Below are 17,603 nucleotides of genomic sequence, written 5' to 3'. Positions count from 1 at the left end.
ATCGGCCCGCGCCCGCTCACACCACCCGCCGTCAAGTGGGCGTTTGATTCCCGGCTGTCGGTTTCGTTCGTGGTCAGGTGTCGCACCAGTCGGGGGTGTTGTGGTGGGTGAGACGTCGGGTCATGAGGCTGATGGCGGCGATTTGGATCATGGCTGCTGATCTGTGTGGGTGGGTTTCGCAGCCGCGGGCCAGTCGGCGGTGGCGCATGAGCGGGCCGAGGGTTCTTTCGACAACCCGGCGGCGGGTTTGGACGGTGAAACCGCGGGCGTGGGGGGCACGTTGGACGATCTCGAGGTCGATACCGCGGGTGGCCGCGTGTTCCCGGCCGGGTGGCACTCGTCGGCGTCCTGTACGTGCTGCGGACCGGTGTCGCCTGGCGTGACGTCCCCGCGGAGACGGTGGGCTGCTCCGGTGTGACGGCCTGGCGCCGACTCCGGGACTGGACCGAGGCCGGCGTCTGGCCCCGACGTCCAGTCGAGTTCGCCGACCTCCGTCAGGACAACCCCGACCCTACCGCCGCAGCACACGCCCTCAGCTCCGGGTGCAGCCGGCAGCCGTACCAGAGCGCGCGGGGTGGGCCCCGCCGCCTGGCTGTTTCGGGTCGTGAGCTTGTTGACAGGGTGCTGGCGGTGTCCGCAACCGGCGACCCGCCTGTGACTTGAGCGGTAGGCGGTAGCGCACAGCTCGGGGGCGGCCTTGTCCCGCACCTGCGGGACGCCGCTGCGGCCGTCCATGACGGCTTCCAGCCACTCGGCGGGGGTCCTCCCGACGATCGCCGGATAGCCGAAGAGATGTCCGGTCTTCCAGGCTGGTGGCATGACACGCCGCACACTCAGCAGGAGCTCGCTGCCTCGGTGCATCCCCTGCCGCAGCGGCAGACCCCAGAAGGAAGGAATCCTGTGAACACCGCATCCGCCCCGGAGGCGACGGGTGCCGAGTCCCTGCGCGTCCGCGAGACGCTCAAGGCGCTGTACGGGTACGTCCGCCCGCACCGGTGGGCCGTCGTACTCGGCCTGCTGCTGGCGCTGGTGGGCGCCGCCGGCGGGCTGCTGCAGCCGCTGGCCACGAAGGCGCTGGTCGACCGGCTCTCGTCCGGTGGCACGCTCGCCACCGTGCTGCTGGCGCTGACCGTGCTGGTGCTGCTGAGCACGGTGGCCGAGGCGTTCGGCGCCTATGTGCTGGAGCGGACGGCCGAGTCGGTCGTGCTGGCCGCTCGCCGCAGCCTGATCGGCCGGCTGCTGCGGCTGCGGCTCCCGGCGGTGGACCGGATGCAGCCGGGCGATCTGATGTCGCGGGTCACCTCCGACACCACGCTGCTGCGGGCCGTGAGCACCCAGGCGGTGGTCAACGCCGCGACCGGGGCGCTCACGCTGGTCGCGGCGGTCGTGGTGATGGCCTTCCTGGACGCCGTGCTGCTCGGCGTCACGCTCGGTGTGGTCGCGGTCGTCGGGGCGGGCGCCGCCCTGGTGATGCCGAGGATCGGGCAGGCCGCCGAGCGCTCGCAACAAGCTGTCGGGGAGATGTCCACCGGCCTGGAGCGGGTCTTCGGCGCGTTCCGCACGGTGAAGGCGTCCGGCGCCGAGGAGCGGGAGACCGCACGCGTCGAGGCGTCGGCCCGGCGTGCGTGGCGCCACGGCGTGCGCGGCGCGAAGTGGGAGGCCCTGCTGGGAACAGCGGACAACCTCGCCGTCGAGCTGGCGTTCCTCGCGGTGCTCGCGGTCGGCGGGGCGAGGGTGGCCGCCGGGGACATCCCCGTCTCCACGCTCATCGCCTTCCTGCTGTACCTGTTTTACCTGATGGAGCCGGTGTACAAGCTGGTCGAGGCCGCCTCCGCGTACCAGGAGGGCGCGGCCGCGATCTCCCGGATCAAGGAGGTGGACCGTCTGGACGCGGAGCCGCAGGCCACGTACAGGCCGGTGCGGATCGAGGTAGGTCCGGCGTCGGTCCGCTTCGAGGACGTGTCCTTCCGCTACGGGGCCGGGTTGCCGTACATCCACCAGCGGGTGGACTTCGAGGTGCCGGGCGCCGGGATGACGGCCTTCGTCGGGCCTTCGGGCGCGGGCAAGTCGACGGTCTTCTCGCTCATCGAGCGGTTCTACGAGACGACCGGCGGGCGCATCCTGGTCGACGGCCGGGACATCCGGCAGTGGCCGCTGTCCGAACTGCGGTCCTTCATCGGGTACGTCGAGCAGGACGCGCCGGTGCTGGCCGGCACGCTGCGGGAGAACCTGGTCTTCAGCGCGCCCGGCGCGACGGATGACGACATCCGCGCCGTCCTCGCCCGGACCAGGCTCGACACCCTCGTCGAGCGTCTCCCGCACGGCCTGGACACTCTGGTAGGGCACCGCGGCTCGAAGCTGTCCGGCGGCGAGCGGCAGCGCGTCGCGATCGCCCGCACCCTGCTGCGCAAGCCCAGGCTGCTGCTCCTGGACGAGGCGACCTCGCAACTCGACGCCGTCAACGAGCTGGCACTGCGGGACGTCATCGCCGAGACGGCACGCGAGACCACCGTCCTGGTGGTGGCACACCGCCTGTCCACGGTGACGGACGCCGACCGCATCGTCGTCATGGACGCCGGGACGGTCCGCGCGATCGGCACCCACGAGGAGCTGGTGGCCGAGGACGAGCTGTACGCACAGCTCGCCGCGACCCAGCTCCTGACCCCGGCTGGGCGCCCCGCCGGGTGAGAAGAGTGGCCCAAGCGCTGCCCCCGCCGCATGGCGGGGGCAGCACTGCTGGGTGGCGGAGTGGCACCGGACATCCGTGGGATACCGACGGACTATACGAAGCGTGAGGCTGAGACCAGCGCCGCATCACCAGGCGGTTCGCTCCTCCGTGCTCTGTCCGCCACCTCACCTGGAGTCGCCATGCCCGTCCTCATGGCCAAGGGGCAGCAGGTTCAACTGCACACGGCGGACGGCCGCCCGCTCAACCTGATGCGGATGGGCATCGGCTGGCAGTCCGCTCCGTGCACGGGTCCGCTCGGCACGTTCGCTCTGCTGTACGGCCACGGCCGGTTCCTCGACGCTCTCTTCGCAGAGAACCCAGCCCACCCGGACGGCTCCATCGAGCACATCGCCGGCCCCGTGACGGCGAACACCGCGGACGCGGAGGACAACGAGTCGTTCGTCGCCCACCTGTCCCGGCTGCCTCCCCACGCGGACCGCATCGTGTTCGCCGTCAGCTCCTTCGACGGCAGCACCTTCGAAACCGTGCAGAGCGTGCACTGCCGGATTGTCGACGAGAGCCTGGGTCACGAGCCGGCCCGGTACGCGTTTCCCGCTCACGGTCTCCACACGGCGCTGATCGTGGCAGAGGTGACCCGCGCCGGCGGCGCCTGGACCATGACGGCCCTCGGTGAGCCGGTGGCGTGCACCACCTTCGCCGACCTCCTCCGGGCAGCCGAGGCGTGACCCGGTCGGCCCACATGCTCAACAAGCCTTCTCCGGGCTGACCGGGAAAGCGGCGGAAGCGGTGAGCAGGCGGGCGAGGGGCGTCGAGCCGAGGCCGCGGAGCAGGACGCTGCCGAGCACGGTGACGGGCGAGATGATGCCGTCGTTGTAGCCGCTCTCCACGTTGGGGACGTCGCGAACCCGTGCCGCGATGCGGGTGTCCCGTACGAGGGTCTCGGCCGGGCGAAGGACGAAGAGCAGGACCGCCAGGATGACCTCGGCCACGTGCTGGGCGATCTCGGAGTTGAGCATGACCGTGATCTGGCTGTGCGTGAACACCCCGGTGACGACGCCCGCGAGGACCAGCACCACGGGGGCTCTGACGTGCCCCCGCTCAAGCCCTCGGGCGACGAGCGCCCATCCGGCTGTCACTGCGGTGATCACGATCAGGACGAAGGTCATGTGGATTCCGGTTCCGGGGCGACAACACGTACGAAGCATGAGGGGCCGGCCCTGCCGCGCAAGAGGCACGCTCCACGGGACTTCGTGGGCCCGGCCGGAGCGCCGCCGTATCCGACCCTAAGATGCGCCGTCCGTGGACGGCTGCGTCGAGCACTCCTGTCCGAGCCGCTCGGGACTGTTTCAGCCGTTCGGCGGGGTGCCGGACCGGACGGTCGATGTGAGCGGGCCGCGAGGGCCGTCGGAGCCGGGGCGGGCCGTGGAGGACCACCCGCCCCAGCCGGCGTCATCGCACGTACTTCGCCGGCTTGGTGGCGGCGTTGAGCAACGCCTCCAGCGGCCCGCGACGGAAGAAGCGGGACCAGACCGCGGCGAACACGACCGCCCCGAGGATGAACGTGAGCACGGGGATCCAGGACGTCTGGGTGCTCTCGCCGACCGATACGCCGAGCATGGACTGGGCCAGGAAGTGGCCTACGTAGGCCGTCAGGGACATGGTGCCCACGGCGATGACGGGTTTCGCGAGGCTGCGTAGGCGCGGCAGGCGGTCCATGAGCACCGTCGCACCGACGATCACGAGGATGGCGACGCCGACGCTGCCGATGATGTCGAACGTGGTGCCGCTGTGCGGCCCGGCGGACAGCAGTTCCGAGGCCGCCCGCTGGGGGGCCTCGAAGGATCCGCTGCCGAACGACGACGCCTTCTCGAACCCGGCGGACGACTTCCCGTCCTCCGCCATGCTGCGCAGCGCGTTCGGGCCCGCCAGCAGCAGCGACAGGCCGTACGCACCCACGGTCAGGGCGGCACCGAGCACGGCCAGGCGCCGCTGGACGGAGACGGCCGACAGGTCGAGGCGGGCGAGGGCCATTCCGGCGACGACGAACGACATCCAGGTGATCGTCGGGTAGAAGCCGGTGAGCAGCAGGTCGAGCACGCCGACCTCGCTGATCTTCTTGAGCGGGTCGTAGGCGTCGACGGTCCGCTGGACGGACTCGCTCAGCTGCGAGTTCAGGACGAACGCCAGCTGCGGTGTGACGAGCGCGAGCCCCGCAGCGGTGACCGCCAGTGCCTTGGCCGACAGCCGCAGCAGGGGCAGGGCGAGGAGGAAGTACACGCCGTAGAAGCCGAGGATGATCACGCCCCCGTACTCCATCGCCAGCACGGTGCCCAGAGCGAGCAGGACCACGGCGCGGATCGCGATCCGGGCCTTCGCCTGGCGGCCCGCCAGGCCGGTCTTCGGCTCACGGCGGCCGGCGATCAGCATCAGCGAGAACCCGGCGAGGGTGGCGAACAGGACCGACGAGTGACCGTCGGCCAGATACCGGGCCCAGGTGCCGACGCCGTGCGTGGAGGACAGGACGGGGCCGATGTGGACGATGTACATGCCGAACACCGCCAGCGCGCGGGCCAGGTCCACGCCGACCAGGCGTCCCGTCGAGGAGCCGCCCGAAGTTTTCCCGGCGGAGTCGGGCGAGGCTGCGGGCACGGGAGAGGCGTTCTCCCGCGGAGCTGACGTCGCCTGCGGCGGCTGTATCTGTGTCATACGAGGAATCTCCCGGTGGGGCAGGGAGGCGGACCATCCGGCAGGCTTCGGTGGCACCCCCGCCGACCGTCCGGGATCACCCCGCCGACCGGTGGGCCGGGGCGGTTGTCGCCGGAGGGCTTCACGGCACCGAAGATGCCGGTCAGGTGCTGGGAGGAGACGGCCTCCACGGCCCTCCGGCCCGCGTACAGGACCGCGGAAGCGTCGAGGTCGATCGCCGCGGGGCCCATCAGTCTGCCGAGGAAGCCGTGCGCGTCCTCGCCTGCCGGCCCAGCCCCATCCGTACGTGGCTGAGGGGGGTCGTGTCGGACTTGGTCAGGCTGATCCTTTGGCTCTTGGTGAGGTTGATGGGCATGCGGAACTCCCGGGGTGGGGCGAGGCGAAGGATGTGGCCGGGCCCGAACGGGGCCGGCGGGGAGGGCCCTCCACCCGCACGCGGAGGGGAAGTCCACGCGAGGGCAGGCGGGGTGGCTGGACTGGTGTCCTGGGATCAGAGGCTGACGCCGAAGTCCTGGGCGATACCGGCGAGCCCGGAGGCACAGCCTTGGCCGACGGCCCGGAACTTCCACTCCGCACCGCTGCTGTAGAGCTCGCCGAAGACCATCGCGGTCTCGGTGGCGGCCTTCGTCCTCTTCCAGAAGGGCGGAGAACTGCCGCGGATCGCCCTGGCCGCCGGCCGCGCGGAGGGCTTCGTCGCGACGCCGGACCTGCCCGCCCTCTTCCGACGGCGATCGCGGTCCGCCTGACGTGCGACGCCTCACTTACGGGCCGCTCCCTCACATCCCCTCGTCTCCGCGAGGATCCACCCGAGAAGGCCCCGTCCCATGGGTCTCACCAGTAACAAGGTTCTGGCGCTCGCCTCTCGGCGGCGGTGGCACTGTTCGTCGTCACGATCGGGCTCTGGCCGAGGCTCGCCCGGCGCGGATGGCGCCCCGTCCTCGCCCGCACCGGGCTGCTGCTCATGACACAGGTCATGATCTTCGCCGCGGTCGGCCTCACGGCGAACAAGTCCTTTCTGCTCTACGCGTCCTGGGCCGACCTCTTCGGCCAGGAGCAGACGCAGGGCGTCGTCGTGGACCACTCCGCCGGTCCTGCCGGCACCTCACGGCTCACCGTGGTGGAGAAGCAGACGGTGCCGGTCCCCGGCAGCAGACGGCCTTCGGACGGCGGCCAGATGACGTTCCTCGCCCGTGACCTGCCGGAGGCGGTCTCGGGCGCTTATCGGGTCGGTGAACACGCTCGCGACTGGGGTGTGATCGGAAACTCGACCGGCGGCTACTGCGCGCTGAAGCTGGGCCTCCACCACCCGGACCGGTTCGCGGCGAGTGCGGGACTGTCCCCGTACTACAAGGCCGCCGAAGACGTGACCACGGGGGACCTCTCCCACGGCGACCAGAATCTGAGGAACCGCGCCGACCTGTTCTGGAGTCTGGACCACGTCCCCGCCCGCGCGTCCTCCTTCCTGGTCACCAGCTCGAAGAAGGGCGAGGGGAATCTCAGGGACACACGGAAGTCCATCGAGAAGGTGAAGGCGCCCGCCCGCGTCTCGTCCGTCATCCTCGACAGCGGCGGCCACAACTTCACCACCTGGCAACGGGAGGTCGCACCCACACTGGAGTGGATCAGCGGCCGACTCGACGCGAGGTGAGACCGCGCGGGACCGACTGGTTCTACTTGATGAGGGCGTTGGCCACGACGACCACGAGGCCGAGCAGCGCGTCCACCATGCCGATCCGCAGGGCGGAAGCCCAGGTGCGGCCGGCGGCGCGGGCCGCGAGCAGGCCCCAGGCGAACAGCAGGACCACGTTCACGGCGAAGACCACGTACTCGACGCCCTCCGAAGGCCACCATCCCCAGGCCGCGCCGAGCAGCAGGAGCAGCGTCGGCACCGTCGCCGCCACCAGCGGCCACTCGGACAGCAGCATCCGCACCCCGGCGCGTACGCCGTGGTGGGTCCGGTCGCCGCGCAGGGCGATCAGGTGGGCGTAGCCGTGGGCCAGGGCCGAGGCGACGGCCGTGGCCAGGAGCCACTGGGCGCTGGTGAACCGGTCGGCCGCCGCCGTCTCCCCCTGCTCCGACAGGGCGGCCACCATGGAGCTGGCCAGCACCGCCCCGTACACACCCCCGAACAGCACATGGGGACGCGCGGCCAGGCGGTGCAGGGCACGGACGGACTGACGCAGGTATGAGCCGGGCATGACGGGACGGTCCTCGAAACGGTACGGACATCGGCTGCGGCCCTCGGACTCGGCGCAGAGCCACGACCTATCCCACGGTACGAGCACGGCGGGCGCCATCCGCCGAGCCTCGCCCGCCGGCCTGCCGACCGGCCGGAGCGCACCCCCCGAACGGCTGGAGCCGACCCGCCGGGTGTCCACAGTCGGTGGGTGATCATGTCACCGCGTACCCTGCCCGGCGTACGGTCGACGTCAGGCGAACCCGTACGAGCACGCGGGATTCCCGAATGAACGGGTCGCCGAGCAGCGGGACAGCGCAGACGAGAGTGTGAGGCGGGACGCCGGTGATCCGGGTAGTGGTGGTGGATGACGAGGCCCTGGTGCGGTCCGGTTTCCAGATGATCCTGAACGCGTCCGACGGCATCGAGGTCGTGGCGACCGCCGAAGGGGCACAGGCGGCCGACGTGATCCGGCGCGAGCGGCCGGACGTCGTGCTCCTCGACATCCGTATGCCGGACGTGGACGGCCTGACCGTGCTGCGGCAGATCCAGGAACTGCCCGAACCGCCGCACGTCGCCATGCTGACCACCTTCGACACCGACGAGTACGTCCTCACCGCGCTGCGCTCGGGAGCCTCCGGCTTCCTCCTCAAGGACACCGAGCCCGAGCAGCTCGCCCAGCTGGTCCGCACCCTGGCCGCGGGCGGCGTCGTCATGTCGCCGAAGGCATCACGCGCCCTGCTCCGCAGCCACCCGGGAGCCGGAGCACCCCAGGGCGCGGACGTCTCGCGCGTCGGCCTGCTCAGCGACCGGGAACGCGACGTCCTCGTCCTGGTCGCGGAAGGACTCTCCAACGCCGACATCGGCACCCGCATCCATCTGAGCGCGGGCACCGTCAAGGACCACGTCAGCTCGATCCTGACCAAGCTGAGGGTCTCCAGCCGCGTCCAGGCCGCACTCCTCGCCGAGCGCGCCGGACTGCTCACCCACAACGACGACACGGCACGGGACAACGGACGATGAGCACGGGCCGGGCACTGTGGCGGCGCCTACCGCCCTGGGCCGTCGACACGGGGCTCGTGGCGCTGGCCGCGCTCGACGCCTGGATCAACCTCCTGGGCGAGGGCACCCCTGTGATGTGGGCCTGCGCCGCCGCGGGCTCCGCCGGCCTGCTCCTGCGCAGGCGCTTCCCACTGGCCGTCTTCCTGCTGACCCTGCCCATGACCCTGTTCATGGACGTGGCGGTCGCGCCGATCGCCGCCCTGTACACACTCGCCGCGTCCACCCGCAACCGCCCGCTGCTCGCCGGCTGCGCCCTGCTGAACGCCACCGCGGCCACCCTCTTGTGGCCGTTGTCCGACGCTTTCGACGGCGACCGGACCTGGACGCTTGTCCAGTTCGTCTACACGCTGGCCACGGCCTTCGCCCCCGTACTGTTCGGCCAGCTCGTGCAGGCCAGGCACGACGTGGCCCGCCGGCTCGTCGAGGTCAAGGAGGCCCGGGAGCACGAACGCGCCCTGTACGCCCAGACCGTCCTCGCCCGCGAACGTGCCCAGCTGGCCCGGGAGATGCACGACGTCGTCTCCCACCAGGTCAGCCTCATCGCCGTACAGGCCGGAGCCCTGCAGGTCGCCGCCAAGGACCCCGACGCCCGCGAGGCCGCCCGCACCATCCGCACCCTGAGCGCGAACACCCTCGACGAACTCCGCCACATGGTCACCCTGCTCCGCGCCTCCGGCGGCAAGGCAACCGAACTCACCCCCCAGCCCACCCTCGCCGACCTCCAGCAGCTCATCGCCAACAGCGGCATCAAGACCACCCTGACCGGACAGCTCCCCGCCGGCATCAGCACCACCGCCCAGCGCACCGTCTACCGCACGGTCCAGGAAGCCCTCACCAACGTGCGCAAACACGCCCCCGGGGCCCGCGCCGACGTCCACCTGTGGCACGACGCCCACCACTTCGGCGTCACCGTCACCAACACCGCCCCCACCCGTCCGACCGTCCCCCTCCCCAGCGCCCGCCACGGCCTCATCGGCCTGAAAGAACGCGCCGAACTCCTCGACGGCACCCTCACCGCCGAACCCACCCCACAGGGCGGCTACACGATCGAACTACGCGCCCCTGCCCGATCTGACTGACCCGACCCCACCAGGACACACCGCCAGGCCCTTCGGGCTGGATCCGATCAGTCCTGCGGTCGCCAACCCCGCCTCCCGGTCACCTCAGTTGCTGAGCCTCGACCTCGGGCACGGTCCCGCGGAACGCTCAGTCCTGCAGACTGAGCGCCGGGCGGAAGCTGTGTACCTCTTCGGGGAACCGGCTCCACAGTACTTCTGAGCGCAGTTCGCCCGAGAGTACCCGGGACAGGAATTGCGTTACTGTCATCGCGTACCTCTCCCATTCCTCGCCTCCCTCTTCGTTGATCATGAGGATCCATTCGTCCGGATTCTGACCGGGGCGCACGAGCCAGAACAGGTACTCGCCGTTGTCGGTGGTCGCCCAGGGGATCAAGCGGTTTCCGGGTTCTTCCATCTCGGCCGGCTCGTCCTCGTACTTCCAGAGTTCTTCGTACGCCTCGTCCCGTTCCTCGGCATGGCGAAGCAGGTCGTACACGGAGTTGCCGCATCCAGGCTCCAGCAGCAGCAAGTGGTTGTCGATGAACCCCCCGCCGTACGTGGCCATCAGAGAGGTGTAGTCATGGGGTAGCCGGACGCCGAGCTCCTGCTCCACCGCCTCCCAGTCCTTGGCGGGCGGGGCGGTTTCGGGGCGGGGCAGGAGTTCCGTCAACCGGGCAAGTGCCATGTTCACTGTCGCATCCTATCGATGGGGGTCCGTCCGCCAGGGACGGCAGTTTCGCAGAGGGAAATCACCGTTTGGGCACGTTCATGATGGTGGCGATGTTGACGCCCGGCCCGCTGGATCCTCATTCTCGATGGAGCGCATGACCGGAGATTTGGCGTAGGCGTGCATGGTGATGGAATTCCGGGGGTCCTTGTCCGACCCGCCGAATTGGACTCTCCCGTCCCAGGTCGGGTTGGTCTCGTCGCACGGGGAGAGACCGAGCGGATCGGTCTGCGCCTGCGGATTGTCGACGTAGGCGGTGGGGTTCGGTGCGGGAGCCAGGCCGAGTGGATCGAGAGTGAGGTAGCGGGCTGTTTCAGGGTCGTAGGGCCGGAAGTAGTTGTGGTGGAGCCCGGTTTCCCGGTCGAAGTACTGACCGGGGAAGCACAGAGGGGTGTAGGCGATCGCGTCCCGGTTCCACGTCGTTGCGCCCCACAGGGTGGCGCATGCCTGCCAGCCGAAGTCCAAGGTCGATCTGTACGCGGCGATCCGCCGTGATGCGAAGGCTGGCCTGTCGATCCGTGCTCTGCAGCGGAAGTACGGCGTCGGGTTCCTGACGGTGCAGAAGGCACTGGCGTCAGCCTGGCCGGAGCCGCGGAAGAAGCTTCCGCCGCGGCCGACGCGGCTGGATCCGTACAGGTTCGTGATCGACGAAATGCTGCGGGCGGACCTGGATGCGCCGCGCAAGCAGCGGCACACGGTGAAGCGGATCTTCGAGCGGCTTCTCGACGAGCACGGCGCGGACGAGATCTCGTACCAGATGGTCCGCGGCTACGTCGCTGACCGGCGTGAGGAGATCCGGATCCAGGCCGGACGAGGCGTGGTGGAAGCCTTCACCCCGCAGCCCCACAAGCCCGGAGCGGAGGCGGAGGTCGACTTCGGCGACGTGACGGTGCGGCTGGCCGGCGAGCTGGTGACCTGCTACTTGTTCGCGTTCCGGATGTCGTACTCGGGCATGGCGGTGCACCGGATCTTCGCCTCGGCCGGTCAGGAGGCGTTCTTCGAGGGCCACGTCCACGCTCTCAACGTGCTGGGCGGGGTGCCGACCGGGAAGGTCCGCTACGACAACCTCAGGTCCGCGGTCACTCAGGTGCTGGGCTTCTCCCGGCATCGTGTGGAGGCCGAGCGCTGGACCGCGTTCCGCTCCCGCTACGGCCTGGAAGCCCTCTACTGCCGGCCCGGAATCCGCGGCGCCCACGAGAAGGGCGGGGTCGAGGGCCAGAAGTGCGAATGGATCAAGAAGGGACTGCCGCTCTGCCTGATCGGGGACTCCGGCACCGGCAAGTCACACCTGCTGATCGCGCTCGGCATCGAGGCGGCGATGGCCGGCCACCGGGTCAAGTACGTCCTGGCGACGAAGCTGGTCAACGAGCTGGTCGAAGCTGCCGACGAGAAGCAGCTGACCAAGACCATCGCCCGCTACGGCCGTGTCGACCTGCTCTGCATCGACGAGCTGGGCTCCATGGAACTCGATCGCCGCGGCGCCGAACTCCTCTTCCAGGTCCTGACCGAACGCGAGGAGAAGAACAGCGTCGCCATCGCCTCCAACGAGGCCTTTTCCGGCTGACCTGGGCGCACGAGGCTTCGTGAGCTTCCTCAGTGCTCACGGCTCCTTGACCACCACCAGCCGCCCACCGTGAAGGCGTTCACCGGCCCAGGATTCGGCAGAGTGCGACGCTCGAACTCATCGTCGATACGAGCAACCAGCCGGCCGAGATCGCGCCGGGCACCGCGAGGGAGGTGAAGCATGACCTCTTCCAGATGATCGCGGGCATACTCCACCTCCAGTCCGGGCTGCCAGACCTGGGATGCCTTCAGATAACGGCCGGGTTGCCTGAACGCCCACTCGAAACGGGCGAGCGCGTCAGCAACCGCACCGGGCCACATCCGCTCATCCTCGACGCGGCGGACAGCTGCACGAGTCTTCGCGGAAACGCCCCGGATCCGCCGAACCACAACGTGTCTGCGAGGCCGCCACAGCTCAGCACGGACGGCCTTCGGGCGCCTACGCGGCATCGCCCTTTCTGATCAACATGCCGTCATCCTGGCACGAACGAGGCCGGCTCCGCACGCACGATCGAGCTCCCCGCCACTCGGGGTGCTCTTACTTCTCGCCCGCGGTCAGTCCTGGCATTCGGACATCGGCGGTCGCCAGCGTCCACACGGGTACAAGGGAGATCGGCGCGGCGCGGGTGGACTTCTTCCCGTGGGAGCTGCTGATCGCACCGCACCCCGCGCGGATCGTGATCTCAGGTCGAGGAGTCATGGGCGACGAGGTGGAGGAAACGGTCCGACAGAGCGTGCAGCCACTCGGTCCGTTCCGTGGCGATCTCCTTCAGTCGTGCACTGTCGCTGCGGGCTACGAGATGGCCCATGTAGCGCTCGTTGAAGCGGGCGTACTCCTGGTGCAGGGTACGCAGCGCCCGCGCCACCGTGCGCTCAGGTGCGCCGACGAGCCGCGCGAGCGGGGTGGCGTGTTGCTTCCATCGGCCTTCGACGGCCTGGCGGAGCCGACCGTCGAGGTCGCCGGCCTGCCCGATGGCCCTCAGCAGTTCGCTCGGTTCAAGGCCCAGGGCGTCCGCGAGCAGCAGGGCCTGCCGGTCGGTTCCGCTCCAGCGGTGGTCGCTCTCGGCGCGGGCGTAGTCGTGCACGTCCATGCCGATGCGCAGGGCCAGCCGCTCGGCGCTGAATTGCCGGGCCAGGCGATGCTCGCGAAGAGATCTCGGCTTCAGGTCCATGAGCACCGGCACCGGGCACCACAGCGCGCTGGCCAGCGCGAAGAGTTCGACCTCCGAAGGCGCCACCGCCCCCGACTCCCAGGACACGAGGGCCTCCACCGAGCGGTACAACCCCAACTGCGCCATTCCGACGACGACCTGTTCATGGGTCAGGCCGATACGGAGACGGGCGGCCCGGGCCTGGGCGGGAGAGAACGGAGGGGTGGGCATGTGCAGATCACCTCAGTGAGCGGCTCCGCGGAACGCCGGGCTCGGCGGAGCGGGAAGGGGGTCAGCGGGCCGTAGCGGTCTGCGTACCCGTCCCGTCGTCGTACGCGGCGAGGCCGTCCCAGTCGATGTCCTCCCGCTTCCGGCGGCTCTCGAAGACGTGGAAGAACAGGTTCAACAGGACCGCCGTCAGTGTGCCGAGCGTGATTCCGCTGCCCAGGACGGCCCGCACCTCGGTCGGCATGCGCTCGAAGAAGGGCGCGACGGCCGTCGGGAGCATCGCGGTGCCGAGGCTGACGGCCAGGATGACGGCGTTGCGCTCCTCCCGCAGGTCGACCTTGCCGAGGATCTGAATGCCGACGGTGGCGACCATGCCGAACATCGCGACGGCCGCCGCGCCGAGCACGGGATGGGGGACGGCGGCCACCAAGGCCCCGGCCTTCGGCACCAGGCCGAGAAGGATCATGAAGACGCCGGCCGCGACGACGACGAACCGGCTGGTGACGCGGGAGATGCGCACCAGACCGATGTTCTCCGCGAACGCCACGTACGGGAAGGAGTTGAGCACCCCGCCCAGTACGGTGGCGACGCCGTCGGCGCGCAGCGCGCGGCTGACCGTGTCACCGTCGACCCTCCGTCCGGTGATCTCGCCCATGGCGTACACGTCTCCCGTGGTCTCCACCATGGTGATGAGCATGACGACGACCATCGCCAGCATGGGGAAGACCGAGAAGTGCGGCAGACCGTAGTGGAAGGGAGTGCTGACGCCGAGCCAGTCCGCCTGGTCGACCGCCCCGAGGTCGGCGTCGCCGAGCAGCCAGGCGACGGCGGTTCCTCCCACCAGTCCGAGCAGGATCGCGACGCTGCGCAGGGGCGGACCGCCGAACCGCATCACCAGCAGGATGAACAAGAGGGTTCCACCCGCGTACGCGAGGTTGACCGGGTCCCCGTAGTGGGGCCCGTCCATGAGCGCCGAGCCGCCGCCGACGTCCTGGAGTGCCACCGGGATGAGGACGATGCCGATGACCGTGAGGAGGGTGCCGGTGACGATCGGGGGGAAGTACGCGGTCAGCCGCCCGGCGAACGGGGCGAGGAGGAAGGCCGCGACTCCACCCGTGATCACGGCGCCGTACACCACGAGGAGGCCGGCGGTGCCGCCGCCCGCACCCTGTCCGATGGCGATCATGGGCGATACCGCGGTGAAGGTCGCGCCCTGAACGAGCGGTAGCCGGGCTCCGATCCGCCAGAAACCCCACGCCTGGATGATGGTGGCGATCCCGGCAGTGACCAGGTCGGCGTTGATGAGGTAGACGAGCTCCTGCCCGGAAAGGCCGAGGCTGCTGCCGAGGATCACCGGTACGAGCACCGCACCGGCGTAGAAGGCCAGGACGTGCTGGAATCCGTAGAGCGCGAGGGTGGGGAATGGAAGTACCTCGTCCACCGGGTGCGGGGTGGTGAGGGATCGTCGGCGCGAGGCCTGTGGTGCCATCTCTGCCTTGCCTTGAGGGTAGGTGAATGAGAGGGAGCGCGACGCCGGGTCGCGCAGAGAGCCTCGAAGGAGGGGTCCGGGCGGCCGCGCGGATCAGGCGGTTCACCGGCTGGCGGCACGGGGTTACCGGCGCGGCCAGGCGTCCAGACGTGGAGGCGTGAGGGAGCCGGGGCGAAAGACCCGGGCCAGGCACAGATCCTTGCGGACAGGCAGGGCGTCACGCAAGGCAGCAGGCCATAGTTTTTTAAGCAAAACCCCTCAGTAACTTATGAATCCATGGACATTGGCCGCATCGAGTGCGGATTTCGTTGCCTCCTCGCCGGCCCGGGGATGGCGCGCCACTCACTCCCTCCCTCGCCGTCACCGGGCAGCACGGCCCGCCCACGACCTCCGGGTGGTCGTCCTCACCGCCGCCTTCTCCTTCGCCGTACTGCCCGCCTCCTCTCGGCGCCGACCGCTCCACCGAAGCCGCAAACGCGCACGCATGTCCGATTCACTCGGTCTCTTGACGCCACGCAGGCGGGTTGACACTCTCCGTGCTCGGACAACGGTGGGGGCGGGGACATCGGCGTGCCCGTCCCGCCGCTGGGATTCCTAGGGGGGAATCGATGCACGCGTTATCGACGCGTCTGCGCATGCCCATGCCCGTACGGGCGCTCCTGACCGGACTCGCGGTCCTGGCCCTCGCCCTGACCGGCCTGGTCGCCTTGGCGCCCAGCGCCTCGGCGGCGCCCGTACCCGACGCCTCGGCACTTCCCACGGCCGTCGCGCGGTACGGCACCTCCACCGTGAAGCTGAGACTCGACGGCGAGTCCAGCACCCAGTCGACACCGACCGACCTGGTGCTCGTCCTCGACGAGTCCGGCAGCATCGACGGCACCGAGTGGGCCCAGCTGAAGGACTTCGCCAAGAGCGTGGTCAGCGGCGTGGCGGCCCACGGGCTGTTCACCCACGGCGGCAGGGTCGGCGTCGTGGGCTTCGCCGACGGCGTGACACCGCCCGTCAGCGCGCTCAGCGGTGACAAGGACGCCGTCCTGAGCGCCATCGACACCAACCCGAAGCAGAACACCGGCACTTGCATCGCCTGCGGTCTGGCGGAGGCCAACAGCGTCATGGGGCCTGACGACCCCGCCCGCAACCAGCTGGTGATCGTCATCACCGACGGCCAGCCGACCAGCGGCAACACGGCGGCCGAGGCCACCGCCCTGCAGGCCAAGGCCACCGTCCTCGCCGTGGGGGTCGGTGGCGGAATCCAGCAGGCCACACTGGAGGTCATCGCCAGCGGCCCCGGCTCCGACAACACCTTCTCGGCCGGTGACTTCGGCAGCCTCGACACCCTTCTGAAACAGATCGTCGAGGCGGTCGTGGTGCCCGGCGCCACCCACCCGTCCATCGCCGTCACGCTCGACACGCCCTGGGAGCTCGTGCCGGGCACGGTGACCGCCAACCTCGCCGGATCGGCCGTGAACAACGTCACCGCCGACGGATTCACCTGGTCCCGGGCCGAACTCGGCGACGAGAACCTGGAGATCACCTACCAGGTGAAGCACCGCGGCGCCCCCTGCGGGCCGCTGGACGTGAACGAGTCCGTCGTCTACCACGACGACCAGAACGCCTCCGTGACCTTCCCGAAGGTAGTCGTCACCGTCAACTGCCTGCCGCCCGTCGCGGACGCCGGGCCCGACAAGACCGTGGACGAGGGCTCCGCGGTCGCGCTCGACGGCTCCGCCAGCCACGACCCGGACGGCAGTGTCGTCTCATACGCCTGGAGCGGCGCGGACACCGGCATCGGCACGCTGGCCGACACATCCGCGGCAGTGGCCACGTACAACGGCCTCGACGACGGCAGCGACGCCGTGACGCTCACCGTGACCGACGACAACGGCCTCACGGACGACGACTCCGCGACCGTGACGGTCAAGAACGTCGCCCCCGACCTCACCCTGACCGCCTGTCCGGTCGATCCCCGTGCGGTCGGCACGGACGTCTCCTTCTCCGGTACGTTCACCGACCCGGGCACCCTCGACACCCACCAGATGTCGGTGGCCTGGGGCGACGGCACCACCACCGAGGCTCCCGGCGTGAGCTCCCCGGTGGGCAGCACGCACCAGTACGCGGCCGCGGGCATCTATGACATCGCCGTCACCGTCACGGACGACGACGGCGGGTCCGACACCCGGCACTGCGGCTTCGTCGTCGTGTACGACCCCAACGGCGGATTCGTGACCGGTGGTGGCTGGATCACCTCGCCGGCCGGCGCCTATCCGGCCGACCCGGGGGCCACCGGGCGCGCGAACTTCGGCTTCGTGTCGAAGTACAAGCAGGGCGCGAGCGTGCCCACCGGCAGCACGGAGTTCCAGTTCAAGGCCGGGAACCTGAACTTCCACTCCGTCGACTACCAGTGGCTGGTCGTCGCCGGTGACAAGGCCATCTACAAGGGCACGGGGACCGTCAACGGCAGCGCCGGGTACGCGTTCATGCTCTCCGCCACCGACGGCACTCCGGACACCTTCCGGATGAGGGTGTGGAAGACCGCGGACGACACGCTCGTCTACGACAACCAGATCGGCTCGGCGCCCGACGCCGGCCCGACGACCGCCCTCGCCGGAGGGTCGATCGTGATCCACAAGGGCTGACGCCCCACGCCGTGCCGCCGATCCGCGCCACCTCGACGACGTCCTCACCCGGCGGACCAGGATCTCCATCGAGACCTTCGACCGGGGCACGCTCAGCGCCCGCGAGTGCGCGGAACTG

13 protein-coding genes and 7 pseudogenes are annotated in these 17,603 nt (G+C 70.0%); 10 read left to right on the top strand and 10 right to left on the bottom strand.

Annotated features, from left to right (window positions below; genetic code table 11):
• Window positions 1–73: 73 nt before the first annotated feature.
• A pseudogene (locus tag ABZ318_RS23100) lies at window positions 74–322 on the bottom strand (IS5/IS1182 family transposase); the annotation flags it as partial.
• Between the two features lie 5 nt (window positions 323–327).
• Here ABZ318_RS23100 and ABZ318_RS23095 point away from each other — a divergent pair.
• The 3 genes and pseudogenes from ABZ318_RS23095 to ABZ318_RS23085 all read left to right on the top strand — a co-directional run.
• Window positions 328–468 (top strand): annotated as a pseudogene (locus tag ABZ318_RS23095) (transposase); the annotation flags it as partial.
• A gap of 432 nt (window positions 469–900) precedes the next feature.
• Window positions 901–2,688, top strand: a complete 1,788-nt coding sequence (locus ABZ318_RS23090; protein ID WP_356904365.1) for an ABC transporter ATP-binding protein — start codon at window positions 901–903, stop codon at window positions 2,686–2,688.
• Between the two features lie 180 nt (window positions 2,689–2,868).
• Window positions 2,869–3,414, top strand: coding sequence for a TerD family protein (locus tag ABZ318_RS23085; RefSeq protein ID WP_356904364.1), 546 nt, complete (start codon window positions 2,869–2,871; stop codon window positions 3,412–3,414).
• Between the two features lie 18 nt (window positions 3,415–3,432).
• Here the strand turns inward: ABZ318_RS23085 and ABZ318_RS23080 are convergent, their stop codons facing one another.
• From ABZ318_RS23080 to ABZ318_RS23070, 3 genes and pseudogenes are all read right to left on the bottom strand, one after another.
• On the bottom strand, window positions 3,433–3,855 hold the full coding sequence (locus ABZ318_RS23080; protein ID WP_356904363.1) for a hypothetical protein: 423 nt from the start codon (window positions 3,853–3,855) through the stop codon (window positions 3,433–3,435).
• Window positions 3,856–4,138: 283 nt separating this feature from the next.
• Window positions 4,139–5,395, bottom strand: a complete 1,257-nt coding sequence (locus ABZ318_RS23075; protein ID WP_356904362.1) for a DUF418 domain-containing protein — start codon at window positions 5,393–5,395, stop codon at window positions 4,139–4,141.
• A 490-nt stretch (window positions 5,396–5,885) separates the two neighbouring features.
• A pseudogene (locus ABZ318_RS23070) lies at window positions 5,886–6,017 on the bottom strand (TerD family protein); the annotation flags it as partial.
• Here ABZ318_RS23070 and ABZ318_RS23065 point away from each other — a divergent pair.
• The gene (locus tag ABZ318_RS23065; RefSeq protein WP_356904361.1) at window positions 6,010–6,141 is read left to right on the top strand and encodes a hypothetical protein; all 132 of its coding nucleotides are present in this window, start codon (window positions 6,010–6,012) and stop codon (window positions 6,139–6,141) included. The pseudogene ABZ318_RS23070 and the gene ABZ318_RS23065 sit on opposite strands and share 8 nt — an antisense overlap.
• Window positions 6,142–6,219: 78 nt before the next feature.
• Window positions 6,220–7,043, top strand: a pseudogene (locus ABZ318_RS23060) (alpha/beta hydrolase-fold protein).
• Between the two features lie 22 nt (window positions 7,044–7,065).
• Here the strand turns inward: ABZ318_RS23060 and ABZ318_RS23055 are convergent.
• On the bottom strand, window positions 7,066–7,593 hold the full coding sequence (locus tag ABZ318_RS23055; protein ID WP_356904360.1) for a hypothetical protein: 528 nt from the start codon (window positions 7,591–7,593) through the stop codon (window positions 7,066–7,068).
• A gap of 323 nt (window positions 7,594–7,916) precedes the next feature.
• Between ABZ318_RS23055 and ABZ318_RS23050 the strand changes: the two genes are divergently transcribed.
• Both ABZ318_RS23050 and ABZ318_RS23045 read left to right on the top strand, forming a co-directional pair.
• Window positions 7,917–8,594 carry a response regulator transcription factor gene (locus ABZ318_RS23050; RefSeq protein ID WP_356904359.1) on the top strand — a complete coding sequence of 226 codons (678 nt, stop codon included), beginning with the start codon at window positions 7,917–7,919 and terminating at the stop codon, window positions 8,592–8,594.
• Complete coding sequence (locus tag ABZ318_RS23045; protein ID WP_356904358.1) at window positions 8,591–9,712, top strand: histidine kinase; 1,122 nt, start codon at window positions 8,591–8,593, stop codon at window positions 9,710–9,712. The genes ABZ318_RS23050 and ABZ318_RS23045 overlap by 4 nt, the downstream gene beginning before the upstream one ends.
• 127 nt (window positions 9,713–9,839) lie before the next feature.
• Here the strand turns inward: ABZ318_RS23045 and ABZ318_RS23040 are convergent, their stop codons facing one another.
• Together ABZ318_RS23040 and ABZ318_RS23035 are read right to left on the bottom strand one after the other, a co-directional pair.
• Window positions 9,840–10,376, bottom strand: coding sequence for an SMI1/KNR4 family protein (locus ABZ318_RS23040; RefSeq protein ID WP_356904379.1), 537 nt, complete (start codon window positions 10,374–10,376; stop codon window positions 9,840–9,842).
• 120 nt (window positions 10,377–10,496) lie between these two features.
• Window positions 10,497–10,871: pseudogene (locus ABZ318_RS23035) on the bottom strand (RHS repeat-associated core domain-containing protein); the annotation flags it as partial.
• Between ABZ318_RS23035 and istA the strand changes: the two are divergent.
• A pseudogene (istA, locus tag ABZ318_RS23030) lies at window positions 10,855–11,622 on the top strand (IS21 family transposase); the annotation flags it as partial. The pseudogenes ABZ318_RS23035 and istA overlap by 17 nt on opposite strands.
• A 15-nt stretch (window positions 11,623–11,637) precedes the next feature.
• Window positions 11,638–11,973 (top strand): annotated as a pseudogene (locus ABZ318_RS23025) (ATP-binding protein); the annotation flags it as partial.
• Between the two features lie 38 nt (window positions 11,974–12,011).
• On the opposite strand, the gene ABZ318_RS23020 reads toward ABZ318_RS23025, so the two are convergent.
• The 3 genes from ABZ318_RS23020 to ABZ318_RS23010 form a co-directional block, all read right to left on the bottom strand.
• Window positions 12,012–12,302, bottom strand: a complete 291-nt coding sequence (locus tag ABZ318_RS23020; protein WP_356904357.1) for a hypothetical protein — start codon at window positions 12,300–12,302, stop codon at window positions 12,012–12,014.
• A gap of 362 nt (window positions 12,303–12,664) precedes the next feature.
• Window positions 12,665–13,363 carry a transcriptional regulator gene (locus tag ABZ318_RS23015; protein WP_356904356.1) on the bottom strand — a complete coding sequence of 233 codons (699 nt, stop codon included), beginning with the start codon at window positions 13,361–13,363 and terminating at the stop codon, window positions 12,665–12,667.
• A 61-nt stretch (window positions 13,364–13,424) separates the two neighbouring features.
• The gene (locus ABZ318_RS23010; RefSeq protein WP_356904355.1) at window positions 13,425–14,849 is read right to left on the bottom strand and encodes a nucleobase:cation symporter-2 family protein; all 1,425 of its coding nucleotides are present in this window, start codon (window positions 14,847–14,849) and stop codon (window positions 13,425–13,427) included.
• A 635-nt stretch (window positions 14,850–15,484) separates the two neighbouring features.
• Here ABZ318_RS23010 and ABZ318_RS23005 point away from each other — a divergent pair.
• Window positions 15,485–17,485, top strand: a complete 2,001-nt coding sequence (locus ABZ318_RS23005; protein ID WP_356904354.1) for a VWA domain-containing protein — start codon at window positions 15,485–15,487, stop codon at window positions 17,483–17,485.
• Window positions 17,486–17,603 lie beyond the last annotated feature (118 nt).

It is taken from the genome of Streptomyces sp. NPDC006197 (genome assembly GCF_040613865.1).
Lineage (GTDB): Bacteria > Actinomycetota > Actinomycetes > Streptomycetales > Streptomycetaceae > Streptomyces.
This window is presented reverse-complemented; position numbering and strand designations above follow the sequence as displayed.